At 43.6% G+C, this 24,359-nt stretch carries 27 protein-coding genes; 21 read left to right on the top strand and 6 right to left on the bottom strand.

Annotated elements, in window-relative coordinates; genetic code table 11:
* Positions 1 to 8: 8 nt before the first annotated feature.
* Both A3738_RS00185 and A3738_RS00180 read right to left on the bottom strand, forming a co-directional pair.
* Positions 9 to 1,067 carry a lipase secretion chaperone gene (locus tag A3738_RS00185; RefSeq protein WP_068502194.1) on the bottom strand — a complete coding sequence of 353 codons (1,059 nt, stop codon included), beginning with the start codon at positions 1,065 to 1,067 and terminating at the stop codon, positions 9 to 11.
* Between the two features lie 62 nt (positions 1,068 to 1,129).
* Complete coding sequence (locus tag A3738_RS00180) at positions 1,130 to 2,086, bottom strand: triacylglycerol lipase (RefSeq protein ID WP_068481860.1); 957 nt, start codon at positions 2,084 to 2,086, stop codon at positions 1,130 to 1,132.
* 455 nt (positions 2,087 to 2,541) lie between these two features.
* On the opposite strand from A3738_RS00180, the gene A3738_RS00175 reads away from it, so the two are divergent.
* The 4 genes from A3738_RS00175 (at position 2,542) to A3738_RS28995 (ending at position 4,261) form a co-directional block, all read left to right on the top strand.
* Positions 2,542 to 2,790 (top strand): CHASE3 domain-containing protein, encoded by a 249-nt coding sequence (locus A3738_RS00175; RefSeq protein WP_082878466.1) that lies wholly within the window; start codon positions 2,542 to 2,544, stop codon positions 2,788 to 2,790.
* 127 nt (positions 2,791 to 2,917) lie between these two features.
* Entirely contained in the window at positions 2,918 to 3,274 is a 357-nt protein-coding gene (locus A3738_RS00170) for a histidine kinase dimerization/phospho-acceptor domain-containing protein (protein WP_197472393.1), read from the top strand.
* Between the two features lie 66 nt (positions 3,275 to 3,340).
* On the top strand, positions 3,341 to 4,054 hold the full coding sequence (locus A3738_RS29000) for an ATP-binding protein (RefSeq protein ID WP_068474984.1): 714 nt from the start codon (positions 3,341 to 3,343) through the stop codon (positions 4,052 to 4,054).
* The gene (locus A3738_RS28995; protein ID WP_068474989.1) at positions 4,055 to 4,261 is read left to right on the top strand and encodes a response regulator; all 207 of its coding nucleotides are present in this window, start codon (positions 4,055 to 4,057) and stop codon (positions 4,259 to 4,261) included.
* Between the two features lie 35 nt (positions 4,262 to 4,296).
* On the opposite strand, the gene A3738_RS00160 is transcribed toward A3738_RS28995, so the two are convergent.
* Positions 4,297 to 5,751, bottom strand: a complete 1,455-nt coding sequence (locus A3738_RS00160; RefSeq protein ID WP_068481870.1) for a malate:quinone oxidoreductase — start codon at positions 5,749 to 5,751, stop codon at positions 4,297 to 4,299.
* A gap of 341 nt (positions 5,752 to 6,092) precedes the next feature.
* Here A3738_RS00160 and A3738_RS00155 point away from each other — a divergent pair, with 341 nt between their 5' ends.
* From A3738_RS00155 to A3738_RS00085, 15 genes are all read left to right on the top strand, one after another.
* Positions 6,093 to 7,565 carry an NAD(P)/FAD-dependent oxidoreductase gene (locus A3738_RS00155; RefSeq protein WP_068502191.1) on the top strand — a complete coding sequence of 491 codons (1,473 nt, stop codon included), beginning with the start codon at positions 6,093 to 6,095 and terminating at the stop codon, positions 7,563 to 7,565.
* A 152-nt stretch (positions 7,566 to 7,717) separates the two neighbouring features.
* Positions 7,718 to 8,173: a Na+/H+ antiporter subunit E gene (locus tag A3738_RS00150; RefSeq protein WP_197472392.1), complete on the top strand. Its 456-nt coding sequence runs from the start codon at positions 7,718 to 7,720 to the stop codon at positions 8,171 to 8,173.
* Positions 8,166 to 8,432: a monovalent cation/H+ antiporter complex subunit F gene (locus A3738_RS00145; protein WP_068477652.1), complete on the top strand. Its 267-nt coding sequence runs from the start codon at positions 8,166 to 8,168 to the stop codon at positions 8,430 to 8,432. The genes A3738_RS00150 and A3738_RS00145 overlap by 8 nt, the downstream gene beginning before the upstream one ends.
* Positions 8,433 to 8,449: 17 nt before the next feature.
* Positions 8,450 to 8,779: a monovalent cation/H(+) antiporter subunit G gene (gene mnhG / locus A3738_RS00140; protein WP_068477654.1), complete on the top strand. Its 330-nt coding sequence runs from the start codon at positions 8,450 to 8,452 to the stop codon at positions 8,777 to 8,779.
* Positions 8,779 to 9,762 (top strand): DUF4040 domain-containing protein, encoded by a 984-nt coding sequence (locus A3738_RS00135; RefSeq protein ID WP_082878464.1) that lies wholly within the window; start codon positions 8,779 to 8,781, stop codon positions 9,760 to 9,762. The genes mnhG and A3738_RS00135 overlap by 1 nt, the downstream gene beginning before the upstream one ends.
* Complete coding sequence (locus A3738_RS00130; RefSeq protein ID WP_068473104.1) at positions 9,759 to 10,115, top strand: cation:proton antiporter subunit C; 357 nt, start codon at positions 9,759 to 9,761, stop codon at positions 10,113 to 10,115. The genes A3738_RS00135 and A3738_RS00130 overlap by 4 nt, the downstream gene beginning before the upstream one ends.
* Positions 10,115 to 11,620, top strand: a complete 1,506-nt coding sequence (locus A3738_RS00125) for a monovalent cation/H+ antiporter subunit D family protein (RefSeq protein ID WP_068481875.1) — start codon at positions 10,115 to 10,117, stop codon at positions 11,618 to 11,620. Before A3738_RS00130 ends, A3738_RS00125 begins: the two co-directional genes overlap by 1 nt.
* Entirely contained in the window at positions 11,617 to 13,104 is a 1,488-nt protein-coding gene (locus tag A3738_RS00120) for a monovalent cation/H+ antiporter subunit D family protein (protein ID WP_068481877.1), read from the top strand. Before A3738_RS00125 ends, A3738_RS00120 begins: the two co-directional genes overlap by 4 nt.
* Positions 13,101 to 13,349 carry a hypothetical protein gene (locus A3738_RS00115; protein ID WP_068481880.1) on the top strand — a complete coding sequence of 83 codons (249 nt, stop codon included), beginning with the start codon at positions 13,101 to 13,103 and terminating at the stop codon, positions 13,347 to 13,349. The genes A3738_RS00120 and A3738_RS00115 overlap by 4 nt, the downstream gene beginning before the upstream one ends.
* Positions 13,339 to 15,027 (top strand): Na(+)/H(+) antiporter subunit D, encoded by a 1,689-nt coding sequence (locus A3738_RS00110; protein ID WP_068481883.1) that lies wholly within the window; start codon positions 13,339 to 13,341, stop codon positions 15,025 to 15,027. Before A3738_RS00115 ends, A3738_RS00110 begins: the two co-directional genes overlap by 11 nt.
* A gap of 147 nt (positions 15,028 to 15,174) precedes the next feature.
* Positions 15,175 to 17,808, top strand: a complete 2,634-nt coding sequence (mutS, locus tag A3738_RS00105) for a DNA mismatch repair protein MutS (protein WP_068502189.1) — start codon at positions 15,175 to 15,177, stop codon at positions 17,806 to 17,808.
* A gap of 135 nt (positions 17,809 to 17,943) precedes the next feature.
* Positions 17,944 to 18,267, top strand: coding sequence for a ferredoxin FdxA (gene fdxA / locus A3738_RS00100; RefSeq protein WP_068481890.1), 324 nt, complete (start codon positions 17,944 to 17,946; stop codon positions 18,265 to 18,267).
* 432 nt (positions 18,268 to 18,699) lie between these two features.
* A complete protein-coding gene (locus tag A3738_RS00095) occupies positions 18,700 to 18,957 on the top strand; it encodes a hypothetical protein (RefSeq protein WP_068481891.1) in 258 nt (85 codons plus the stop codon).
* Positions 18,958 to 19,092: 135 nt separating this feature from the next.
* Complete coding sequence (locus A3738_RS00090) at positions 19,093 to 19,581, top strand: HAMP domain-containing protein (protein WP_068481894.1); 489 nt, start codon at positions 19,093 to 19,095, stop codon at positions 19,579 to 19,581.
* 106 nt (positions 19,582 to 19,687) lie between these two features.
* Positions 19,688 to 20,341 (top strand): methyl-accepting chemotaxis protein, encoded by a 654-nt coding sequence (locus tag A3738_RS00085; protein WP_068481895.1) that lies wholly within the window; start codon positions 19,688 to 19,690, stop codon positions 20,339 to 20,341.
* Between the two features lie 65 nt (positions 20,342 to 20,406).
* Here A3738_RS00085 and A3738_RS32470 read toward each other — a convergent pair whose 3' ends face one another.
* Positions 20,407 to 20,970 (bottom strand): SprT-like domain-containing protein, encoded by a 564-nt coding sequence (locus A3738_RS32470; protein WP_068481896.1) that lies wholly within the window; start codon positions 20,968 to 20,970, stop codon positions 20,407 to 20,409.
* 72 nt (positions 20,971 to 21,042) lie between these two features.
* Here A3738_RS32470 and A3738_RS00075 point away from each other — a divergent pair, with 72 nt between their 5' ends.
* Both A3738_RS00075 and A3738_RS00070 read left to right on the top strand, forming a co-directional pair.
* Positions 21,043 to 21,804 (top strand): sulfite exporter TauE/SafE family protein, encoded by a 762-nt coding sequence (locus tag A3738_RS00075; RefSeq protein ID WP_068481898.1) that lies wholly within the window; start codon positions 21,043 to 21,045, stop codon positions 21,802 to 21,804.
* A 65-nt stretch (positions 21,805 to 21,869) separates the two neighbouring features.
* Positions 21,870 to 22,946, top strand: a complete 1,077-nt coding sequence (locus tag A3738_RS00070) for an aldehyde reductase (protein WP_068502187.1) — start codon at positions 21,870 to 21,872, stop codon at positions 22,944 to 22,946.
* 61 nt (positions 22,947 to 23,007) lie between these two features.
* Here the strand turns inward: A3738_RS00070 and A3738_RS00065 are convergent, their stop codons facing one another.
* Positions 23,008 to 23,859: a methylated-DNA--[protein]-cysteine S-methyltransferase gene (locus tag A3738_RS00065; RefSeq protein ID WP_068481902.1), complete on the bottom strand. Its 852-nt coding sequence runs from the start codon at positions 23,857 to 23,859 to the stop codon at positions 23,008 to 23,010.
* Between the two features lie 73 nt (positions 23,860 to 23,932).
* Positions 23,933 to 24,331 (bottom strand): thioesterase family protein, encoded by a 399-nt coding sequence (locus A3738_RS00060; protein ID WP_068481904.1) that lies wholly within the window; start codon positions 24,329 to 24,331, stop codon positions 23,933 to 23,935.
* Between the last annotated feature and the right edge of the window lie 28 nt (positions 24,332 to 24,359).

Here is a 24,359-nt window from a genome sequence, read left to right as displayed (position 1 = left end):
TGCTTTATCTATTGGATTCGATCAAGCGCAATCACGCGCACTTTCTCGGAGCTAGAAAACAATGAATCTCTCAATAGCTCAAGCTCGGTGACCTTTACTTCGTCGCTGTAAGCATCGTTTAGTAAAATCTCATCGCGTTGACTTGTGTAGCTCGTGTATCTTGAATCCCATTCCTTACGTTGGGAGTCTAGGCTCGTTAAACGTTCTGCAGCCTCTTCGCCAACAGCTTCAACGCGCGCATTATATAGCTCTTCACCAGTAAGCTCTTGATTGTCAGTGGTGCTCTCACGCAGAACTTGAACTGGATTTGCGCCGCTTCTACTTTCGATAAACTCTGCCGGCATTTGTGCATCAAGTGATTCTAAAGCCGCTGATTTTTGCTCACTATTCATTGCTTGATCAGCGTTGATTCTGAGTCGCTCAATCATATATGCATCATACTGTTCACGCTCAGAATAAAATGCCTCATGCATTTCTAAGCCTAGGTTTTCAGCTCGAATTGACTTAAGTAACTGCAAGCGTTCGTCGATCAAATCAAGGTAACTACCACTTAAGCTCGACATTGGCCAGTCTGTAGTAAAGCTTTCAATTCGGCTTGAAAATGTAAGTTCTAGGTCCATTACCGCGGTTTTGTATGCAACGTACGATTCTAAAGATTGAAGTGCTTGGCTTAAGGCTGGCTCTTCTAATTTGTAGTTGAGATATTCTTCTATCCGCGCCAAAACGGTTTCCAATGACTCTTCTTCAATAGCTGAAAAGAAGAAATCAAATATGTCTTTTAGGTCCGATGAAATACGAAGATCGCCGTTCTCATCGACGGCCAAATCTCGATCAAAGTAGATTCCGCGAAGTGATGATACAAGGTCGCCGTGCTCAGACTCATAAGGTAATTGCTGAGTTTCAGTGTTGATTGCTTCAGGAGAAGAATCGATAACTGATTTTTGATGGTCTTGGTTGGTCTTAGAGGTGTCTAAATCTTGAGCGTCCTGATCCAGCCCTTGGTATTGCCAAATTACAAATGAGGTCGCGACACATAAAGCAACAGCAACTAAGAATTTAATATACATAATGTGTTCACACTTAACTAAGTAGAATAAAAGAAGGGGCTACTGAGCCCCTTCCCTTTTTTCTATAAGCCTGCTGACTTAAGTCGACGTGCATGGTTTTCAAACAATACAACTGGATCGACTTCAAATAAGTTTGATAAGCCGAAGAACAAGTTAACGCCATCAAGGTGGTTAATGTTGTAGTTCACACGTAGAACATCACCCCAGCGCTGTTGACAACTACCTACTAGACCATCATTGCGACCAGAGATCGTTGCGCCGGTGAAAGCCAAGAATGGGTCAGAAATATCAAGAGCGTTCGTTAGCAAGAAGTCGCCGCCCCATGACCAATAACGTATACCATTTACTTCAGCTGCGCCTTCTCCACACGAAGATGTGGGACGACCCGCGGGAAATAAGTCATTGAATGCTTCCGCGCCAGGTGTTGTTAGGAACGTTACCGCACCTAAAGCGTCCTGCGTGTATTCAGAATTGCCGGCAAGAGCGTCAATAATGTCTCCAAGGAAGTTAAGTGCACCTTCGATCAGCGCCTCTGTACCACCACCTACAGGAACGATTCCTCTCGCTGCATCCGCAAAACCTGATCCACTGTTTGCACCGTTTACTGAGGTAACAGAAGCAACTAAGTCTGGACGGACACCTGCAACATAACGGCTAGTTGGTGAACCTAAGCTATGGCCGATCAAGTTGAACTTTTGTGCACCTGTGATCGCTTGCAACTCTTCTAAGTAAGCCAACAGCTGTTCGCCACGTACGTAGCCGTCTTCCCATGCTGTAACATTAGGAATGTAAACCGTTGCACCGCGTTCTTCCAATTCGCCTTTCACGCCATAGAAATAATCTATGCCTAAGATGCTGTCGAACCCAGACAGACCATGTACCAAAACAATTGGATGCTGAGTTTGATAAGCTTTGCAATCTTGCCACCACCAACAGATAGCGTTAGCTGCAGAGCTTTGAATGAGCATGCCAAAGAATATGGCGCTCGCTAAGAATACTTTCTTTAGTTTGAATTGCATCATCGATTCCTTTTGTTTTTATATTAAAACGACGTACAACATTCCTTAATTGTTATTACTTCCTATATATAACGTTGTTTGAATGACATCTTGTACTAGCGGCGTGAATGCTACCAACTGGCCATTTTTAGAGCAATGAGTCTAAAAGCCTATGCTTAGCATTTCAGGCCATCTGTAAAGTTATGTTAACTACGTCTTAGTTATAGGAAAATCTGATTGATCATTGAGCTTGCGTAAATTTTTATTACGCTTGTGTCACAATTTAGCTAACAAACACGTCAAATGACTAACATTACGATTAAACGCTCCATTTTCTTTTTCTCAGCGATTTTTTTCTGATTGGCGCTCTGAATGCCCTGCTCCTATATAAAAGTCACGACACTTCTACTACTAATGAGGCATGGGTTCTGCACACGGATGAAGTACTTCAGAAATCGACAGAACTAATGAGCTAAATAACAGATGCTGAAACTGGCCAACGAGGTTATCTGTTGACTGAAGCCGGTGATTATTTAAAGCCCTATTTTTTCGGAATCAAGGCATTGAAAGATGCCGCTAGTAATCTTCAAGTCTTAACGTCAGATAACCCCAATCAGCAAGTCCGCTTAGAAAAGTTGATGACACTGATCGATGTGAAGTTTGATGAGCTACAACAAACTATTGATTTGGTTGACGAGGGGAACGCTCGATCTAGTGAAGAGTGATCTAGGGCGTAAGACAAGGGTCGAGATTAGAGAACTTATCTCAGACTTTATAGCAGAAAAGCGCCACTTACTAATCGAGCGTGAAAAGTCATACAGGTGCGCGCAAGACCAAAGTACATTTACATCAATGTCAGCATTGTTCGTTCTCATCGGGTTTATGGGCGTATTTGTTGTATTGATGAACAAGCGTGTCATCCAACCTTTGATCGATCTTGCTACGTCAGCGAAGAACTTTCGCAAAGGCGTTGATACTAATTTTAAGGTTGTTGAGGCGCATGGAGAGATAAAAGATCTCGTCGTCGCTTTTGAAGACATGCGCACAAGTATTCAGGCATCACTTGATGAATTAGATGCGGCTCGCATTCAGGCAGAGAACGCGAATCAGGCTAAGAGTGAGTTCTTAGCAAATATGAGCCATGAAGTCAGAACATCGATCAATGGTATATACGGTATGTTCCAACTTCTACGTCTAAATAAGTTCTGAGATAGCCCTGTCTATTATGATTTGATCGATAAAGGCCGTACATCCTGTAACTCCCTACTTTCAATCGTGAATGACATTCTCGATTACTCGAAAATTGAGGCTGGTAAGATTGAGCTAGAGTGCATTCCGTTCGATATTGTTGATCTAATCGAAACTGCAGAGTTCATGTTTAAAGACGCGGCCTCAGAAAAAGGAATCGGATTAGAGTTTATTTTTCCTCGAGAGTTTAATCATTACTACAAGGGCGACCCTGTACGGATCAAGCAAATCTTACTCAACCTCTGTTCAAACGCGATTAAGTTTACAGAGGAAGGGAGTGTGACGATCCATGTTGATTGCGTTGGATCGCAAGCTGGGCAGCGCGTCCAAATCAAAATAGCAGATACCGGTATTGGCATGAGCCAAGATCAGGTAGAGAAAGTCTTTTCTCGATTTGAACAGGCCGACACAACTACAACTCTAGAATTTGGTGGGACAGGTTTAGGTGTCCCGATCACAAAAGCTGTGGTCGATTTAATGATTGGAGATCTGTCTGCAATAAGCGTGCAAGGCAAAGGCACAGAGTTTACTGTTTCCCTGCCTTTAGAGTTCGCTGAGGCAGCTGAGCTTAAAGAAGAAAAGGCAGATGTGCCTCCGCCAGATTTGTCAGGCAAACGCGCACTCATAGTTGAGGATAATCAAATTAACCAAGTGGTATGTGAAACCATGCTTTTGCCAACGAACGCAGACGTCATGATCGCTGAGAACGGTCAAGAGTGCTTAGATCTTTTAAAGCATTAAGTGTTTGACTTGATATTGGTGGATATTCAAATGCCGGTCATGGGTGGCAATACTGCGTGTGAGCATATCAGAAGCACTGACAAGCAGCAGAAAGTAATCGTGCTTACAGCAAACGTCATGGCTGATGATAGAAAATATATGAGGAAGCTGGTTTCGACGATTGCATCGCAAAACCAGTTGATGTCAACGTGCTTTATCAAGGGTTAATAAAGCACGTATTAGATAATTAAACTTTGCCCTAATTAGATTTCTCTAATTCCGAGAATTTTGTCAGCGCTGTTTCTGATTTCTCTATATTTATCTGCATCCTCAATGAGCACATCCACATCAGTTTCATCGAAGAGCGTTTTAAGGCGTTCTTGAGCTGCTTCTTTCTTGACGATTTTTGGAAACAACGTTTTAACACAGCGCAGCATAACTTCTGGGGAGACTGATGCTCCAGGCGAAGCGCCTAACAATGTTCCGTAGCTCAAATCTTCAGACGTCACAATTTCAGTACCCATTTGTAGATCGCCATCTTTAATGATCTGAACGCGCTGGCCTGCTTGAACTACCTTCCAATTGAATTTATTGCTAAGACCCGGCGCAAACTCATCAAGTGTTTTTAACATCGCGCTTTCGCCCTTGAATGTTTCTTTAAACAAGTAAGTGACGAGAGGGAAATGTTCACGGGCAACATTAAGAAGGTTAGGAATGTCGTGTAAATGGACCATTCGAATGAACTCCACGATTCCTCTACCCTTCTCTAAAATCGGCGAGAACGTCGCAAATGGGCCAAATAGTAGATAATATTTACCGTCAGCAACACGCAGATCTAAGTGCGGAACTGACATTGGCGGTGCGCCAACAGCGGCTTTACCATATGTTTTTGCGCCATATGATTGGGCGACTTCTTTATCTATCTCTGCTGCAAGAAAACGACCACCAACTGGGAAACCTGAGAAGCGCCGACCTGCTGGTAGATGGCTCGCTTTTAAAATAGGGAAAGCACCACCGCCGGCGCCAACAAATAGCTTGTCTGCGCGCACCTGTTTCGCCACGCCGTTTTGTTCGCATTCAATCAACCAGCTACCAGATGGGCTCTTGTGCACGCGTTTAACATGCGTATTGTATTGAATATCCGCACTCTGCTCATTTTCCATATGCTGAGCAAGTTGCTTAGTAATCGACTCGAAGTTGACATCGGTGCCATGGTCAACGCGTGTTGCAGCCATCTTCTGATGACGAGATCGACCTTCCATCGTTAGTGGAATCCAGCTTTGAATTTCATCGAAGTCTTCTGACAACTTCATCTCGTCAAAGAAATGGTGCGATGCCATCTCTTTATAGCGCATGTGTAGAAGATTAATACTGTCTTCGTTTACCAGCGTGCAGTGCTTCGTCGGGTGAATAAAGCTTTCGGGATCTTTAATGATTCCGTTCTTTACTAAGTTTGCCCAATATTGCTTAGCGACGTTGAATTGAGCGTGGATGTCTAAGGCTTTTTCAACACTGATAACTTCTTCATCGACAGGTGTGTAGTTTAATTCGCAATTCGCTTCGTGACCGGTACCTGCATTATTAAAAACACTTGAGTTGCTTCCAGCAGCCTGATCAAGGCGCTCTAGAATCGTTATATTCAGTTTAGGGTCAACGGTTTTGGCGATATGCGCGAAAGTAACGCCCATAATACCGGCACCAATAATTACTACGTCCATTTTGTGTACCTGTGTTGAAAGCTGCTTTAGGCCTTTTAAGCCATTAGACACAACGTTTTTTATAAAAACTTGCACTGCGTTCGATAAAACGCGCGAATATTAACATCAAACACTATTCAGCAGATAATTACTCCATATAAGCATCTCATTTGAAACGGTTAAATGTCCGATTTCATTGGAGGTTAGACCAGATTAATAAAATGTCAGACTTTAAGTGATTGATTTTATGTACTTATCTTTTAACTGTCCTCTGATAACAACTGATGCGTTAGCAAGGACATTAAATGCCATCCTCGGCCTGTATTAAGCTATTCGTTTGTACATTCATAAACGGATTAATCATGTCTTTTAAACGTAATCCATCAGTCATTGTCATCGGTGCTGGCATGACAGGTATTCTGATGGCGAAAAAGCTCAAAGATGCGGGTATTGAGAAAGTAATTGTTCTCGAAAAAAAAGAAAAAGTCGGCGGTACATGGCGTGAGAATACATATCCTGGCGTTGCGTGTGACATTCCCTCGCACATGTATACCTATTCGTTTGAGCCAAATCCTAATTGGAGTAATTTTTTCGCTCGTGGTAATGAAATCCAAGAATACTTCGAGAACGTGGTTGATAAATACGAGCTACGGCCAATGATTCGGTTTAATGAAACGGTTACTGAAGCCAAGTTTGATAACGGTGTATGGAAAGTTACGACCAGCACTGGTGATAACTATGAATGTGATTTCGTTATTTCCGCGACAGGTATACTGCATCATCCAAGCCTTCCCGACATTCCAGGTTTAGATTCCTTTGAAGGAAACATGTTCCATACCTCTAATTGGAATCATGATGTTCAACTCGATGCGACACAGTCTGTTGGTATTGTCGGAACGGGCTCTACAGCCGCTCAGTGTATTCCAGAACTAATTAACTCTGGGGCAAAGGTAAACGTATTCCAACGTACGCCTCAATGGATTCTTCCCTTGAAGGACTTTTCGATTCCTAATTTTGTAAAACGCTTATTAGGTAGGTTTCCGACTCTGAATCGTATCAGCCGCGCTAGTGGTAAGTTTTTCGTCGAGCATTTTTTCACTAAAGCTGTGACAGGCCATAAAATTCAGCGTTTTTTGATGGAGTTTTTCGTAAAGCTGAACCTGAAGCTAGCAATTAAAGATCCTGAACTTAGACGCAAATTGCGTCCCGACTATCAAGTTGGCTGTAAGCGTTTAATTATCAATACGACTTTCTATAAGGCGATTCAAAAGGACAATGCGGCACTTATTACTGAAGGAATAGATCATATCGAGCCCAAAGGCGTCGTGACTAAAGATGGTAAGTTGCATGAGTTAGATACGCTTGTTCTGTCTACAGGCTTTGATCCGCTAGCGTATATGCGCCCAATGAACTTAATTGGTAAAGATAACACCCATATCAATGATGCGTGGGCAGAAAACGTAGGCGTTTACCGCTCTATGTTAATACCCAAGTTTCCCAACTTCTTCTTAACTCTCGGACCTAACACGCCGATCGGTAATTTCTCAGTTATCGCGATGAGTGAAGTACAGTGTGATTACCTTATGAAGCTCATTAGCCAGTGGCGCAGTGGTAAGTTTGATGCCGTTGAGCCGACAAACATTGCGGTAGAAAACTTTAACGCCTATGTTAAGAACGGTCTCGATGCGACGGCGTGGGTTGGCGGGTGTACAAGTTGGTATCTTGATGCGCATGGTAACCCAATTTTATGGCCATATACTTGGGGGCGCTGGGTCAAGGAAATGCGTATTCCGAATGATGAAGACCTTCAATTCGCCTCGTATTCACAGCAATAATTTGAGCTCGTAATTTATAATTCTAAGAAAACGGTAAGTTTCCAAATAGAAACTTACCCGTTAGAGTTGTCCCGCTTTTATGAGAGCTATCGCAAAGCGATGGCCAAATAAAAATAGGATAAAGGTCTATGTACCTCGCAAAATGGACAATCTTGTTAGCGGTTTTTTGGCTGCTTCTTTCTGGCTTTATGCAACCTCTTTTACTAAGTTTTGGTGCTATATCTGTCGCTATCGTTCTACTTGTAATCAAACGAATGGATGTGATTGACGAGCAACCTAGAACAATCGGTTCACCTCTTGCTGCATTGATATATATACCTTGGCTTCTTTATCAGATTTTTCTTTCTAGTATTCAAGTGACCCGCCTTATTTGGACAGGTAAAACCAAGGTCTCGCCTTCCATTGCGAAATTGCCTGTTTCGTCCGTTCCGGAAAATAAGAAGGTCCTTTATGCAAATTCCATTACTTTGACCCCAGGGACTTTAAGCGTCGATTTGGATGAGGAAGAAGTGACCGTTCATGCACTCGAATCTTCTTCGATTGAAGAGCTCAAGCAAGGCGGTATGGCAGATAAGATTGCTAAAACATGGGGTAAGAAAAATGGATAGTGTACTTGCCGCATCCGGCCTAGGAATATTGATTGTAATGGCGATTGCTCTAGCCCGAGCAATGGTTGCCCCAACTGTTTATGACAGAATTCTCGGTGTGAATATGTTTGGCACCAAGACGGTTTTATTCATCGCAACGATTGGCTTCATTATGGGACGACCAGATTTTCTGGATATCGCCATCGTGTATGCGCTAATTAACTTTATAGGTATGGTCGCAGTACTCAGGTTTTTCGAGTACACGTCAGAATCTAACTAAAATTATAAGGACTATACGTGAGTGCTCTAGACTATCTTAGCGCGGCACTGCTTCTTTTAGGTTTTATATTTAGCCTGTCGGGAGCGATTGGTTTATTCCGTTTTCCAGATTTTTTTACGCGCATTCACGCGTCTTCCGTCACCGATTCTTCGGGTGCGGTTTGTATAATTCTTGGCTTAGCACTTCAAACGAATTTTGACTTAGTCACGGTTAAGTTACTGTTTATTTTATTCTTCTTGTTGCTGACTGGACCGACAGGTTCTCATGCCTTAGCGAAGTCGGCGCGCCATGGTGGTTTGCTAACTATTCCTGAGTGCCAAGAAAAGGCCAAGGACGGAGTGAGCTAATGACTATTTTAATAGACCTCATTCTTCTCGCGATGCTCGTGATCACCGCATTTCGCATCATCTATATTAAAGATTTGTTTTCTGTCGTGATGCTCTTTGGTATATACAGTTTTCTATGTGCGGCCTTGTTTGTAACTCTTGATGCCGTTGATGTTGCGTTTACTGAAGCGTCCGTTGGCGCGGGTATCTCTACCGTATTAATGCTAAGTACGATTGCTATTACGGGCCGTAAAGAAAAACTCAGTTTACATAGTCATACCTTTGCGACCTTAATCGTTCTTTTAACTGGTGGTGCGCTGATATACGGGACGTTTGATATGCCCCTCTTTGGTTTAGCAGATAACCCTGTGCATGAGCACGTTGCGCCGCGCTACATTGAGACATCACCGACAGAGATTGGTCTTCCTAATATGGTGACCTCGGTCCTAGCTAGTTATCGTGGCTTTGACACCTTTGGCGAGACAGTTGTTGTATTTGCAGCGGCGATTGGCGTATTCAGTTTATTAGGTGTGCGCGGGAAACCAACGGAACTCCTTGCGCAAGAACAAGGCCTTACCCAGCATAAAGTGCTACGCGTGGTTGCGAAAATCTCTATTCCCCTAATCATCTTGTTTGCCCTCTACGTTCAATTTCATGGTGACTTTGGTCCAGGCGGTGGATTTCAGGCAGGAGTTATCGCTGCTGCAGCATTTATTCTTTACGCCCTCACCTTTAGCTTAAGAAAAGCCGTTGGAGTTGTAAGTCCACGATTTGTTAAGTATCTAGCTCCAGTGGGCGTTTTGCTATACGCATCTGTTGGTCTTGTGAGCATGTTGAACGGTGCAAATTTTTTAGACTACAACGTGCTCGCAGCGGACCCAGTAGATGGTCAGCATTACGGCATAATCATTATCGAACTCGGTGTTGGTATTACTGTTTTCTCTGTCATGCTTGGGATTTTCTACGCCTTTGCAGGCCAAGTTGAAAAGGCAAATGTTCAATGAGCTTAATCTTCGAACACTTCAATCATTGGGTCGTTGTTATTTTGATGATGATCGGTCTGTATATCGTTATCACAGCTAATAACCTCGTTAAGAAAGTGGTTGGCCTGAATATTTTTCAGAGCGCTGTATTTTTAATGTACATCACCATGGGAAAGGTTGTTGGTGGCACGGCTCCAATCTTAGCGGAAGGTGTGACGCAATATTCCAATCCTCTCCCTCACGTATTGATCTTGACGGCAATTGTCGTAGGTGTAGCCACAACAGCCGTGGGTTTGTCATTAGTCCTTAGAATAAAAAGCGCTTACGGAACGATTGAAGAAAATGAGTTCCAGAACAAGGAAGATGTTATCTAATGTTTGAACAACACTTAGCGGTTCTACCTGTATTGTTGCCGTTAATCGCTGCGCCACTGGTCGTATTAATAAATAAACCGCGAGCGGCCTGGTTACTTTCTACTCTTTTCGTCGGTGCATGCGTTTATATCTCTTTCGGTCTAGTGTCCGCGACAATGGATGGAGGCGCGCTTCGATACGCACTCGGCGGTTGGGAGCCACCTTGGGGTATTGAAATGCGTGTTGATTCGGCCAACGCATTTGTATTGCTAACGGTTAGTGTGATCGCCACACTTGTATTACTCTTCGCAAAAGAGAGCATTGCTAGTGAAGTTGCTCACAAGCAATTACCTCTGTTTTACAGCGCTTATTTGTTGTGTCTTGCTGGACTCTCAGGAATCCTAATTACTGGCGATGCATTTAACTTATTCGTCTTTTTAGAAATTTCTTCTCTTGCTACCTACACCCTAGTTAGTTTGGCCGCCGACAGGCGTTGCTTAACGGCTGCATTCCGCTATTTAGTCATGGGCACAATCGGTGCAACCTTTATATTGATCGGTGTCGGAATGCTCTATATGAAGACCGGCACACTCAATATGCTTGACCTTGCCGAGAGGATTCAGGCGGTTGAAAGTCACCGAACAATCAATACGGGCCTTGCGTTCATCATGGTTGGCGTGAGTATTAAGCTCGCACTATTTCCTCTGCATATGTGGCTTCCTGCTGCGTATTCGTTTGCACCGTCAGCTGTAACGGCATTCTTGGCAGGCACGGCTACTAAAGTCGCGATTTATGTCATGTTGCGATTTGTCTTTACTATTTTTGGTGCGGGTTACGTATTTGAACAAATGAACATGGAGATCATTGTTTTGGTTCTTGCGTTAGCCGGTATTTTTCAATGTTCTTTCGTCGCGACCACACAAAGTAATATAAAAACATTGCTAGCATATAGTAGTGTTGCGCAAGTGGGCTACATTATTCTCGGCGTCTCGTTGGTTTCTCTGACAGGCTTGACCGCTTCCCTTCTTCATATCTTTAACCATGCATTAATGAAAGCAGCCTTGTTTATGGCGGTGGGTGCTGTCTTTTATCGCATGGGCTCTGTGCAGATCACAGCGTTCCAAGGTTTAGGTCGTCGCATGCCCTGGACTATGAGTGCATTTACGATCGCAGGCTTAAGTATTATTGGTGTACCTCTAACAGTAGGCTTCATTAGCAAGTGGTACTTAGTGACTGCTGCGCTTGAACAAGGCAATTGGCTTGTTGCATTCTTAGTGCTCGTTGCCTCTTTATTCGCAGTGGTATACATAGGTAAGGTAATCGAGGCGGCTTATTTTAAGGAGCCTAGTGAAGACGCTGACGCTACGAAGATCAAGGAAGTGCCTGTGAGCATGCTTATTCCGATGTGGCTACTTGTCTTGGCTAATATTTATTTTGGTATCGACACCTCTTTGACAGTCTCTGCTGCGACAGCTGGTGCTGAAGCTCTGTTGAACGGCAGTTCATTAGTTGGAGGTGTTCAATGAACCTTTGGGCAGGCATTAGCCAAGATCAACTAATCAATCTCGCGATATTCATACCATTCTTTGGCGCATTTTTAGTTGGGTTGCTAGGCAAATATCCAAACCTGAGGGAGGCAGCGAGTATTGCGACCTCGATTATCCTGTTTACCGTAGTGCTGGCGATCACCGATAACACATTCAACGGCACACTGATGAATATGCATTGGTTCGACCTATTCCCGGGTCTGAGCGTTTCATTTTTAGTTGAGCCACTAGGCGTTCTATTTGCCCTAGTTGCCAGCTTTCTTTGGATCGTGACTACGATCTATGCCATTGGGTATATGCGCGGCAATAATGAAAAAAATCAGACGCGCTTTTTTATATGTTTCGCCCTGGCAATCAGCTCGGTGATGGCCATTTGTTTTTCAGATAATTTGCTTACTCTATTCATCTTCTACGAGGTTCTAACACTCTCAACCTACCCTCTAGTTACCCATGCTGGAACTAAAGAAGCGAAAGAAGGCGGACGGATTTATCTTGGTATTTTACTTTCGACTTCCGTTGGTTTTTTATTGTTCGCAATACTTGGCACATATGCCATCACCGGCACGTTAGACTTTAAGCCTGGCGGCGTATTCGACGAGTCTTCTCCAGATTTAATGGTTGGCTTGTTACTTGTATTATTTTGTTTCGGGATCGGAAAGGCCGCTCTCATGCCTTTTCATCGTTGGCTTCCATCAGCGATGGTTGCGCCAACTCCTGTCAGTGCCTTACTGCATGCCGTCGCCGTTGTTAAAGCGGGTGTTTTCAGCATTTTGAAAGTTGCGGTATACATTTTCGGTCTTGATACGCTTTCTGACCTTGCTACAACCGACTTAATGCTTTATGTCGCCTCCGCCACGATGGTGATTGCATCGATAATCGCGATGACCAAAGACAATCTCAAAGCGAGGCTTGCTTACTCAACAATAGCTCAACTGAGTTACATCGTACTGGGTGCAATGCTTGCTACTGCCATGGGTGTTATCGGAAGCGCAATGCATATCGCTGCTCATGCCTTCGGTAAAATTACCCTGTTTTTCGTGGCCGGTGCGATATACACAACAGCGCACAAGAAGTTAGTGAGTGAGCTTGATGGAATTGGCAAACACATGCCTTTGACAATGGCTGCCTTTACGATTGGTGCGATATCGATGATCGGGTTGCCGCCAGCTGCTGGGTTTATTTCCAAATGGTATCTACTACTTGGTTCGCTAGAAACAAGTCAGTGGGTCGCTGTTATTGCCCTGATTCTCAGCACCTTATTAAACGCAGCGTATTTTATTCCAATCGTTTATGCGGCTTACTTCAAATCTGAGCCTAACGACCAGAAACATCAGAGTCATGGAGAAGCGCCACTAATGATTCTGATTCCTTTGTTAATTACAGCGGGCATGACTCTGTTTATGTTCTTTAACCCTGAATTACCACTTGCGCTTGCGAAACAAATGCTGGAGCTGTCTCTATGAATGAACCTGAAAAACATTGGTTAATGAGACCGGCATCGATCAGTTTGCTCTGGAAGGTATTTATCGCCATTTTGGTTCTGACCGTCTTATCTGAATTATTGATTCATAAGCATGAACACTTTGGTATTGATGGCACCTTTGGTTTTTCAGCATGGTATGGATTTGTTACATGTGCCGCTATGGTGGTCGGCGCAAAAGTGCTTGGCTACGTCTTGAAGCGTGGAGAGGATTATTATGATGATTGAATTTCCACCAGGCTGGATAATTATCATTGGGGCGCTATTGATCCCTATTACTCAGGGTTTGTTGAGACAAGCTGTACTTGTGGCTTTGCCTGTACTTGCATTGACACTTATCTGGACCTTGCCCGATAACGCGCTTTGGCAAACAAGTTTTCTTGAATACACGCTATCACCGCTTGATTTTTCAACCGTAGGCAAGTTGTTTGCGACTATCTTTTCTTTGATGGTCTTGGTTGGTGGCATCTATGCGATGCGTACCGCTTCCACCTTGGAGTTATCTGCAGCGTTTTTATACGCCGGTAGCGCAATCGGGGTGACTTCTTCTGGCGACTTGATCAGCGTATTTATTTATTGGGAGTTAATGGCAATTGGCTCTACCGCAGTGATCTGGGCTGGCGCAACAAACTCCGCATACAAAGCCAGTATGCGTTATTTGTTTATGCATTTATTTGGCGGCGTCATATTGATGGCAGGTATTCTGTGGCATATCCATGAAACAGGATCTACCGAATTTACCGCGCTTGAGTTAGCTGGACCTGCTCAATGGCTGATATTAATCGGTTTCTTGGTCAACGCCGGCGCGCCACCTTTCTCGGCGTGGATTGCAGATGCATATCCTGAAGCAAGCCCGAGTGGCTCGGTCTTTCTCTCTGCCTTCACAACCAAAACAGCGGTATTTACGCTGCTTATTGCGTTCCCTGGTACAAGTGTATTGATTCCAATCGGATGCTTTATGATTTTCTACGGCATCATTTATGCTCTGCTTGAAAATGATGCAAGACGAATTCTGTCATACAGTATCGTTAATCAGGTTGGTTTCATGATCACGGGTATCGGTATCGGTACTGAAATGGCGTTGAACGGAGCAGCAGCTCATGCCTTTGCTCATATCGTATACAAAGCCTTACTTCTCATGACGGCTGGCGCGGTGTTATACCGTACAGGCAAGCGTCGCTGTAGCGATTTGGGCGGGCTGTTCCATAGCATGCCGATTACGACACTGTATGGGATTATCGGTGCGTTAGCGATCTCGTCTTTCCCATTTACCTCGGGATTTGTCTCCAAATCAATGATCTCGTCCTCTGCAGCCTATGAGCACATCACATGGGTGTGGTTCTTACTCGCTGCGGCTTCTGCAGGTGTATTTTTACATGCCGGCGTCAAGTATCCTTGGTTTGTATTCTTCCAGAAAGATTCCGGTTTACGACCAGAAGAGTCACCGAAGAACATGCAGTTTGCGATGTTTATCTTTGCATTTTTATGTATCGCCTTAGGCGTATTCCCGCAGCCTTTATATGACCTTCTTCCTTATCCTGTGGATTACGAGCCTTACACGGCAGATCATTTAGTAACTCAGTTTCAGTTACTACTATTTGCTGGGCTAGCTTTCTTTCTTTTGCTACCCATGATGAAGCGTACCGAGACCATTAGCCTTGATTTTGACTGGTTCTATCGAAAACTCGGTACAAAACTTGTCACAGGTTTTGGTAGAAAAGTATATGCCGTGTATGCCAAGCAAGAGCAGGCGTTCGTAAATACGCTTAAGTCACTTGTGACTCATGTTTATGACACAGACAAAAATAAACCTAAGGGTTCAGTGGCGCGCATGTGGCCAATTGAAACGATGGTATTTTGGGTAGCTATTCTTCTTTGTGGCTATTTGATCGTTTATTACTTATAAGCGTTTAGCAGGTTGAAGTTCTCTAAGTTTCAACCTGCTCCATTCGCTATTTTCGTCCGTTTTTCGTAGTTCGATTAGTTCTATTTTGCTATTCTTCGCGACTAGATAAAGCTCGCTTCAACCAGAATACAAAAACCAATTTCCTATATGACAGTTAAAGATAAATCTCCTTCTAGTAAGGCTGCCCATACCCCTATGATGCAGCAGTACTTTCAAATCAAAGAACAACATGCTCACGAACTTGTTTTTTACCGAATGGGTGATTTTTACGAGCTGTTTTATGACGATGCCAAAACCGCAGCGCATTTACTTGATATTACCTTAACAGCGAGGGGCAAGTCTGGCGGAGAGCCAATTCCTATGGCCGGAGTTCCGTACCACGCTGCAGAGGGCTATATAGCGAAGCTAGTTAAGTGTGGTCTTTCAATTGCTGTTGCGGAGCAAATCGGCGATCCTGCAACAAGCAAAGGACCAGTTGAACGTAAAGTTGTGCGCGTGGTAACGCCAGGTACCCTTACCGATGAGGCGTTTCTTGATGAGCGCTCAGAAAATCTTTTAGGTGCGATCAGCCAAGTTCAGCAGGATATATTTGGTATCGCATGGCTAGAGCTATCATCTGGACGTTTTCACATCACGGAAGTTAAGGGGCTAAGTAATTTAGTTGCTGAAATACATCGCCTTAAACCTGCCGAGCTTCTTATTAGTGATGAGTTTCCTTTCGAGGATGCTCTTAACATCAAAACGTCTTTAAGACGACAAGGGCCATGGAATTTCGAGCTTGATTCCTGTGAACGGATACTAACCAAACATTTCAAGACCAAAGATTTAGGCGGTTTCGGGTGTGATGATTTAACCGCCGCTGTTGGAGCAGCCGGAGCGCTTCTCCAATACGTAAAAGATACCCAGCGTGATGAGTTGGCGCATATCAAAACAATGAGTCGTGAATCTTTCTCAGAAAGTATCGTGATTGATGCGGCTAGTCGTAAGAATCTAGAGATAGATGCTACAACTCAAGGCGAATCGACAAGTACGCTGTCTTGGGTATTAGATCATTGCAGTACTGCGATGGGTAGCCGTCTTCTGCGCCGTTGGTTGAACCAGCCTACACAACAGAAAATAGTAGCCGAACATCGTCATGATGCAGTTGGAGAGCTTCTTAATAACTATCACTTCGATCTTGTTATTGATCAGTTAAAGCATGTCAGCGATATTGAACGAATTCTGGCTCGGGTAGCACTTGGTTCCGCACGACCAAGGGATCTTACCCGCCTTAAAGATACGCTTCTTGTTTTACCCGCATTGCAGGTCGCTATTAAGAACCTAAACACCGGTTTACTTGATGACTTGAAATCTCGAATCTCAGAGCATCCGTCACTTGCTCAATTGCTCGATAGCGCCGTAATTGATAATCCTCCGGTTGTCATTCGTGATGGTGGGGTTATTAAAGAAGGTTTTGATTCTGAGCTAGATGAACTTCGAAACATGAGTGAAAATGCGGGTCAGTTTCTCATCGATCTAGAGGAACGCGAACGCGAAGAAACTGGCATATCAACACTTAAAGTCGGCTATAACCGTGTACATGGGTACTTTATAGAAATTTCAAAAGCCCAGAGTGAACAGGCGCCAGTACATTACGTTCGCAGACAAACACTTAAGAATGCAGAGCGCTTTATCACACCTGAATTGAAAGAGTTCGAAGACAAAGCCTTGAGCGCTAAGAGTCGCGCCCTAAGTCGTGAAAAAGCTCTTTATGAAGATCTGGTTTCTCAGCTCAATGATCATATCCATAAACTCCAATTGTGTGCCGGTGGGCTCTCGGAATTAGATGTACTGACAAATTTTGCTGAGCGCGCGAGTAACTTAAATTATTGTCGCCCTACTCTTGTTGATGAAAAGCATTTAGACATAGTTGCTGGACGTCACCCTGTTATCGAGCAACTCATTGATGAGTCTTTCGTGCCAAATGATGTTGTTATGAATAATAAGAGAGAGATGCTCGTGATAACTGGGCCTAATATGGGTGGTAAATCTACCTACATGCGCCAAGTAGCGATCATCGCTCTAATGGCTTATTCAGGCGCTTATGTACCAGCTAACTCGGCAACTTTTGGCCCTATCGATCAAATATTTACACGCATGGGAAGTGCCGATGACACCGCAGGTGGCCGTTCTACTTTCATGGTGGAGATGACGGAAACTGCGAACATCCTTAATAACGCGACTAGCAATAGTCTGGTTCTAATGGATGAGGTTGGTCGTGGAACGAGTACATTTGATGGATTGTCGCTAGCATGGTCTGCCGCAGAGTATCTCTCAAACAATACAAAAGCGTTTACTCTTTTTGCCACACACTATTTTGAAATGACGCAGCTAGCTGATCGCTTGAGTAACGTTACCAACGTTCATCTGAAAGCTACAGAGCATGACGATAAGATTATTTTCTTGCACAGCGTATTAGATGGCGCTGCGAATAAAAGCTACGGGTTACAAGTCGCGCAATTGGCAGGTGTACCAAGCTCTGTCGTCGCTAACGCGAAAGCCAAGTTGTCGGAACTTGAGTCCGATAAATCGTTAGAGTTCGCTCAGTCAGTTGATTCAGGCAAAGTTGGTGCATCTGCAAGCTGCAATAAAAATACTAAAGAAGACGATTTTTTTCAAGCAGAACTGTTTGGTTCGCCCAAATCTAAAGTTGAAGAACTACTGGAAGGAATTGATGTTGATAGCTTAAGCCCTCGTGAAGCGCTTAATGCCTTGTATCAACTAAAGGATGAACTAAGCTAATTCAAATTGGCATAAGCAAATTCGTTTTTGCTCTTGATCGATTATAAGGCTATCGCTAGAATTGCAAACCGCTCGAAAGCCGCGGGATTAATGGCTTTGAGAACAATTATCATTTAAATAAAGGTTAGTATTACCATGACATTTGTTGTTACCGACAACTGCGTTAAGTGCAAATACACTGACTGCGTCGAAGTATGCCCAGTAGATTGTTTTTATGAAGGTCCAAACTTTTTGGTAATCGACCCGGATGAATGTATCGACTGTGCACTATGTGAGCCGGAATGCCCTGCTAACGCGATTTTCTCGGAAGATGAGCTACCAGCAGATCAGGTTCAATATATTGAGTTGAATGCAGAGCTTTGCCAGACTTGGCCAAATATTACGGAACAAAAAGACCCTCTTCCTGATGCTAAAGAATGGGATGGCGTTCCAGACAAACTACAGTACCTAGAAAAGTAGTTAATCCCTATCTCTAGAAAGCCGCTTAAATTAGCGGCTTTTTTATGTCACTTTCTTGCTTCCACTTTATTCCTTTTAGAATTTAAATCACTTTTTATCCGCGTTTAATCCGAACATTTGGTTCGAATATAATGATCATTACAGTGCTACCGAACAAAAATCTCTGACTATCATTTAGCCTGTTCAGTTTTCGTTATAAGGAGCGCTAAATAACTCTAAAAAGATTGCCCTACGGATATCGTTGTTAATTTCGTGAGGAGAAGCAGATGTTGCTAGATAGAGTTAGACACCCAAATGAGCGTAGTGACAGAAGACCTAGCTCCTGATTCTGGAATCGCCGCAGATATCACTGCAAATATGCTGAACAAACAATTGATCGTGAGTGATTATCTAAAAACCGGTTTAGAGTAAAACATTAGTGACTTCAATCAATTGTCTGAGCGAACGATTCTTATTCTGAACCAAGCAAACGAACAAATCGAAGACCCAAACCGCGTTGCAATTCTCGAAAATATAAATGCTTTGTCACGCAATTATGATCAAGCGTTTATCGGAAGCGTAGTGTCCAATATGAGGGAGCGCAACCGTTTAGTGAATGAAGGAATGAACGTTGCTGGTTCTCAGATTAGAAAAGAGCTCACATATATTCGCGACTCGGCATATAAAGATAATGATATCGTTGCTGCATGATATGCAGGCGTCGTTCAAGAAAACCTTCTACTTGCTCGTCTTTATGCGTTTCGATTTTTAGATGACAATCAAGAAAGCTCCACTGATCGAGTTCTTAACGAACTAAGTGCAGCGTCGCGAGAACTAAATACCCTTATGCCCGAACTTCAGAACGCAAATCGTAGAGCAGCTGCTGAACGTGTAAGGGAAGGAATACGCAATCACGAAAACGCGTTTAAAGCTGTTTCATCATCGATCTATGATCGAAACACAGTTGTAGAAGCGCAGCTGGTTCCGTTTGGTGCGCAGATCTTTGATGCATCGGTCAACTTACAATCGAGTGTGTTTGACTCGCTTTTAAATGAAGGAGCGATGGCTTCGGCATCGATCAAAGATACTCAACTTAGGAATCAGATAATCGTCATCGCAAGTATCGTTCTTGGGCTAACCGTATCCTTATGGATAGCGAAGACGGTCCTGGGTAAAGTCCGAAGAATGAACGCGCTTGTCGACGATTTAGCTAAAGGTGAAGGCGACCTCACCGCTCGCCTTCCCGAAGATTCTCGCGATGAGATAGGAGCGATGTCGAAAAGCATGAATGAGTTTATTCGGGGCTTGCAAGATACGTTTTTTGCCATTGGGTAGCAAACCGTTTCAGTGTCTGAAAATTCTGGAATGCTTGCCGAACATTCAGCGTTAATGAAAAAAAATCCAAGGCCAAGCGCGTGAAACGGAACAAATAGCCACCGCTATGGTAGAAATGACGACTACCTCGGAAGAAGTATCTCGAAATGCTGAGGAAACCACTAATGCGGTAAATTCTGCACAATCCGAAGTTGCACGTGGAGTGGATACGATCAGAAGTAATGTAAGTACGATTGAACAGGTCTCTAACGAGATCGAAACAACGTCTGCATCTATGGAGCAACTTCATCAAGAGAGCAATAACATCAACAACATTCTTCAAGTTATTTTGGATATTGCAGAACAAACTAACCTGCTAGCGCTTAACGCTGCGATCGAAGCGGCACGCGCTGGCGAGCAAGGCCGAGGGTTCGCTGTCGTCGCAGATGAGGTACGAACACTTGCTAAACGAACACAGGATTCAATGTCTGAAATTGGGAGTGTCTTAAGCACCTTGCAAGACTCATCAAAAGCGTCGCTCGATGCGATGCTAGCGTGTCGAGAGCTCTCACAACAGACGGCTACTCAATCAAACGACACAAAAACTTCTCTTGATACAATCGAGCAAGCGATAGATCAGATCCTTAATATGGCTGGACAAATCGCAACGGCGTCGAGCGAACAACTTTCAGTTTCTGAAGAGATTAGTCGCAATGTGACAACAACTCAGGCATTGTCGGAAGAAACGGCAAACGGAAGTCTATTCATTGCTGAGTCTTAGCCAAAACCTAATCGTTGCGGTGGATGCTCTAAAAAATGAAATCGAGTGTTTCAAAGTGGCCTAAATTAATTGTCGCTTGGCAAAAGCGCTGTCTTACAAATCCTGCAGACGTACTTTGCGTTCTCGCGCCTTACTCGATTGTGCCTGATAGACGTCAATTCATGATACTTGTTTGGACAAGCGCAGTGGTAACGGTATCGTTTTATGGTTCTCGCTGGTTTAACTTCATATTGATGAGTCACTTCAGGGGCTTTTTTAAGAACGTCTATCATCACCGATTGCCATTCGCGCCCATGAGGTCTAACGCGACGTTCGACAACTTCGTGCACGATAAAATGCGCTACTTCGTGGCCTACCGTCTCATCTATGAATTGTTGACCATAAAGCGAAAGGAGTTCCTGGTTAAATCGTATCTCTTTTATAAGGCTCTGTTTACGACTCAGCGCTCGTGATTGCGCCTTTCTGATTCTAAATTGCCCTGCAGACTTCCCTCTCAAGTCAAACTTGACTGCATCTAAACAAAACTGTCGCCCAAAGTAGTCTTGGGCTAAAACTAAGCAGCGCTCTAATTCGTCTATGGTCTGTTGCTGAAGCTCTGATAAATTGTGTTCTGGTACTGCGGAATTCATACAGAATAGAAATGATGGAAACGTCGAATTGCGTTAGTATGCCCCACTATTTTAATTAGACGAAATAATAATATGTATGAGCTAAGTGTCCTTTCTGTCTCCTTACTTATTGCGATGGGCTTTTTGGCTGGCATTATTAACACGATGGCCGGTGGTGGTTCGAATCTTACAATACCCGCCTTGATGGTCATGGGTTTACCTGCAGATATTGCTAATGCGACTAATCGCGTCAGCGTTTTCTTCCAATCTTTGACTGCAGCCAACGGTTTTAAAAGCCATGGAAAGTTAGAGATACCTGATCTTAAGAAAATCGTCGGTGTTACTTTAATTGGCGGGCTTGCGGGAGCTTTGTTAGCCTCTTATATGCCAGCTGAATTACTTAAACCGACACTTCTAATATCTATGATTACCATGGCTGGAATCATTTTGTTTAAGCCTGGAGTCGTCGCTCCTCCAGAAGGCACACAAGCACATGGGATCTCTGAGTCCTCCAGTTCTATTCCTATGTTGTTGTTGGCAGGATTTTATGGCGGATTTGTGCAAGCTGGGGTTGGATTTATCTTAATTGCTGCTATTGCGGGGAGTTTACGCTACGACTTAGTGCGAACGAATGCATTGAAAATTGTCTGTACGCTGGGCTTTACCATCGTTGCGCTATTGATATTTATCGTTAATGATCAAATTTTATGGTTGCCTGGATTAATTTTAGCTGTTGGCTCTATTGTTGGCGCTCATATTGCTGTAAAAATAACCATCAATCTGAGTCAAAAAACACTTAAGTGGTTTCTGTTTTTAATGACAATATTTGCAAGCGCCGCCGCGTTGCTTACTTAAACTGAATTTTGTAACTCATAGCGTGTGCTATCCAGAGATAATTATAAATACCTTGGAGGTCCTTCATGACATCAAATCAAAATACAACTGTATGCGTGACTGGCGCATCGGGGTTTATTGCTGCACATCTTGTTAAACAACTTCTTGAGCAAGGTTATAAAGTGCGCGCAACAGTACGCGGCACTGCGGATAAATATCCCTATTTAACCGAATTAGAGGGAGCGTTTGAGCGCCTAGAGTTCGTGCAAGCGGATTTGTTGCAAGAAGGTGCTTATGACCAGGTTGTTCAGGGTTGCGATTACGTGATGCACACTGCTAGCCCATACATTGTGAACGTCAAAGATTCTCAAAAAGAACTTGTCGATCCAGCGGTTAATGGAACATTGAATGTTCTCAAGGCCTGTCAAAAAACAGATTCGGTTAAACGTGTTGTTTTAACCTCATCTCTTGCGGCAATAACCGATGAGCCGAGAAACGATAAAACCTTTAGCGAAGAAGACTGGAATGAAAAGTCTAACTTAAAGCGCAATCCTTACTTTTATTCTAAGGTTCAAGCCGAAAAAGCCGCTTGGGATTACGTAGAAAAGAATAAAGACCAGTGTGACTTCGACTTAGTAACGATTAATCCTTTCATGGTAATCGGCCCGTCTCTCGGCCCAACACTGAATGAATCAAACAAAGTCATCAGAGATTTAATGCATGGTTTGTATCCAGTATTGATGACACTTAATTGGGGGATTGTTGATGTGCGTGATGTAGCCCACTCACACATTTTAGCAATGCAAACTGAGAGTGCCTCGGGGCGTTATTTGATCGTGAACGAAAACTGGAAAATGCGAGAGATGGTTAGCTTCTTAAAGAACGATCTCGGGTGCACGGATTACAAATTGCCTAAGATTGATCTTGATAGTCCATTCGGCACAAAAATCATGCATTTGCTTTCGTATACTCAGCCAAGCGGTAATGGTACTTACATGCGCTCACATATCGGCCAGCAAATGAATTTTGACAACGCTAAGGCTATAAACGAATTGGGGATCAAATACATTTCTATAAAAGAGAGTGTCGAGGCTGCAGTCGAAGATATGCTGAAGTGGGGACACTTGAAACCGCGTAAAGCAAACAAAATGGCTACCGCTTAATACGGTTTATGCTCTTGGTCAGGGTTTCGTTCATCTTTGGCGTTAACGCTGACCAAGATTCTTATTGATTTAAAATTCTATTACCAGATTCCCTAAGAAGCATTACTGCTTTTCGATCCGCTCCCCATCGATATTGATTCAAAACGCCTGAGCTTCTAATAACTCTGTGACAGGGTATAAGACACGCAACAGGATTGTTTGCGATTGCTGAAGCTGCTGCTCTCGCAGCTTTGACGTTACCAGAAGCTTCCGCGATTTGTTGATATGTTCGCAGCTCACCTTCAGGAATCGTTAATAAAGCTTCCCAAACCTTAACCTGAAAGACGCTTGCTTTAACAAATAAGGTTACGTTTTGGTTCGATTCACGATTAGAAAAGACTTGTTGGTTTAGCGTTTTAGCGAGGTTGTCCTCGCGAATAAACTCTGCGTTATGCCATTCTGACTCCAGTTCATTGATCAAATCATCTCGACTCTGCGAAGATGACGTGAACGCGAGTTTCATAATCCCTCTTTGGGTCGAAGCAAAAAGAGCATCCCCATATGGAGTTGGAGCAAAACCAAATGTTATCTCAAGATTTTTACCTCGTGATTTATACTCGCCAGGTGTTATGGACTCGATACGAACAAAGTTGTCGTACAGCCTGCTTTCAGAAGAATAGCCGAGCATGTCTGCAGTCTCAGCTACAGAATGGTTAGGCAGAAGCTCTTTGGCTTTCGATCTTGATATGGTTTGCAAGAATTGCTTTGGTGAGAGGCCAACCCACTCGGTGAATACGCGCTGAGCATGGCTCTCGCTCATACAGGCCCTTTGAGCTATATCTCTCAGCGTTGGTTGCTTGTTGCTTTGCTCGCAAAGAAACTGAATAAGCTTTTCTGCGTTTGTATAGTGTCGTGACGTTTCTAGTTCGTTCATACAGAAAACTTAACACACCTAAGACCTGAGGTATCACCCGATTCTTGCTCAATGGTCGAGTTAAATCCCCTGATCAAGCGCTTTGAATTAGATGCTTCTCTAATTCAGCACGAATATCGTTAGGTATCGGCTCGGACTTTTTATCTTGATGATTAAAGTGCACCATTGTCGCTAGACCTTTAGCGCACAATCTTTCGTTCTGCCAAGCTTCTTGATAAACCTGCAGGGAGCTGTTTCCTAGTTTTTTCACTCCAGTCTTGATCGTTACATCACTCGCGTAAAACATCTCGCCGGTATATTCCACTTCGACTTTCGCAAGAATGAGATTCCATTGTTTTGGATTTAACGAAGGAACAAATATCTTGAATATTGGTGTGCGGCTTTGTTCGAACCAAACTGGTAACGTGGCATTGTTGATATGACCAAGAGCGTCTGTTTCTGCAAAGCGAGGCTGGATAATCTGGGTAAACATAGAGGAAAGCTTATTTTTCTTATTGAAG

The organism is Oleiphilus sp. HI0066, assembly GCF_001635725.1.
This window is presented reverse-complemented; position numbering and strand designations above follow the sequence as displayed.

Coding starts and splice junctions, on each gene's coding strand:
- A3738_RS00185 (WP_068502194.1), bottom strand. CDS start 1,067: ATGTATATTAAATTCTTAGTTGCTGTTGCTTTATGTGTCGCGACCTCA.
- A3738_RS00180 (WP_068481860.1), bottom strand. CDS start 2,086: ATGCAATTCAAACTAAAGAAAGTATTCTTAGCGAGCGCCATATTCTTT.
- A3738_RS00170 (WP_197472393.1), top strand. CDS start 2,918: ATGTCAGCATTGTTCGTTCTCATCGGGTTTATGGGCGTATTTGTTGTA.
- A3738_RS00160 (WP_068481870.1), bottom strand. CDS start 5,751: ATGGACGTAGTAATTATTGGTGCCGGTATTATGGGCGTTACTTTCGCG.
- A3738_RS00155 (WP_068502191.1), top strand. CDS start 6,093: ATGTCTTTTAAACGTAATCCATCAGTCATTGTCATCGGTGCTGGCATG.
- A3738_RS00145 (WP_068477652.1), top strand. CDS start 8,166: ATGGATAGTGTACTTGCCGCATCCGGCCTAGGAATATTGATTGTAATG.
- A3738_RS00135 (WP_082878464.1), top strand. CDS start 8,779: ATGACTATTTTAATAGACCTCATTCTTCTCGCGATGCTCGTGATCACC.
- A3738_RS00130 (WP_068473104.1), top strand. CDS start 9,759: ATGAGCTTAATCTTCGAACACTTCAATCATTGGGTCGTTGTTATTTTG.
- A3738_RS00125 (WP_068481875.1), top strand. CDS start 10,115: ATGTTTGAACAACACTTAGCGGTTCTACCTGTATTGTTGCCGTTAATC.
- A3738_RS00120 (WP_068481877.1), top strand. CDS start 11,617: ATGAACCTTTGGGCAGGCATTAGCCAAGATCAACTAATCAATCTCGCG.
- A3738_RS00115 (WP_068481880.1), top strand. CDS start 13,101: ATGAATGAACCTGAAAAACATTGGTTAATGAGACCGGCATCGATCAGT.
- A3738_RS00110 (WP_068481883.1), top strand. CDS start 13,339: ATGATGATTGAATTTCCACCAGGCTGGATAATTATCATTGGGGCGCTA.
- mutS (WP_068502189.1), top strand. CDS start 15,175: ATGACAGTTAAAGATAAATCTCCTTCTAGTAAGGCTGCCCATACCCCT.
- fdxA (WP_068481890.1), top strand. CDS start 17,944: ATGACATTTGTTGTTACCGACAACTGCGTTAAGTGCAAATACACTGAC.
- A3738_RS00090 (WP_068481894.1), top strand. CDS start 19,093: ATGCCCGAACTTCAGAACGCAAATCGTAGAGCAGCTGCTGAACGTGTA.
- A3738_RS00085 (WP_068481895.1), top strand. CDS start 19,688: ATGGTAGAAATGACGACTACCTCGGAAGAAGTATCTCGAAATGCTGAG.
- A3738_RS32470 (WP_068481896.1), bottom strand. CDS start 20,970: ATGAATTCCGCAGTACCAGAACACAATTTATCAGAGCTTCAGCAACAG.
- A3738_RS00075 (WP_068481898.1), top strand. CDS start 21,043: ATGTATGAGCTAAGTGTCCTTTCTGTCTCCTTACTTATTGCGATGGGC.
- A3738_RS00070 (WP_068502187.1), top strand. CDS start 21,870: ATGACATCAAATCAAAATACAACTGTATGCGTGACTGGCGCATCGGGG.
- A3738_RS00065 (WP_068481902.1), bottom strand. CDS start 23,859: ATGAACGAACTAGAAACGTCACGACACTATACAAACGCAGAAAAGCTT.
- A3738_RS00060 (WP_068481904.1), bottom strand. CDS start 24,331: ATGTTTACCCAGATTATCCAGCCTCGCTTTGCAGAAACAGACGCTCTT.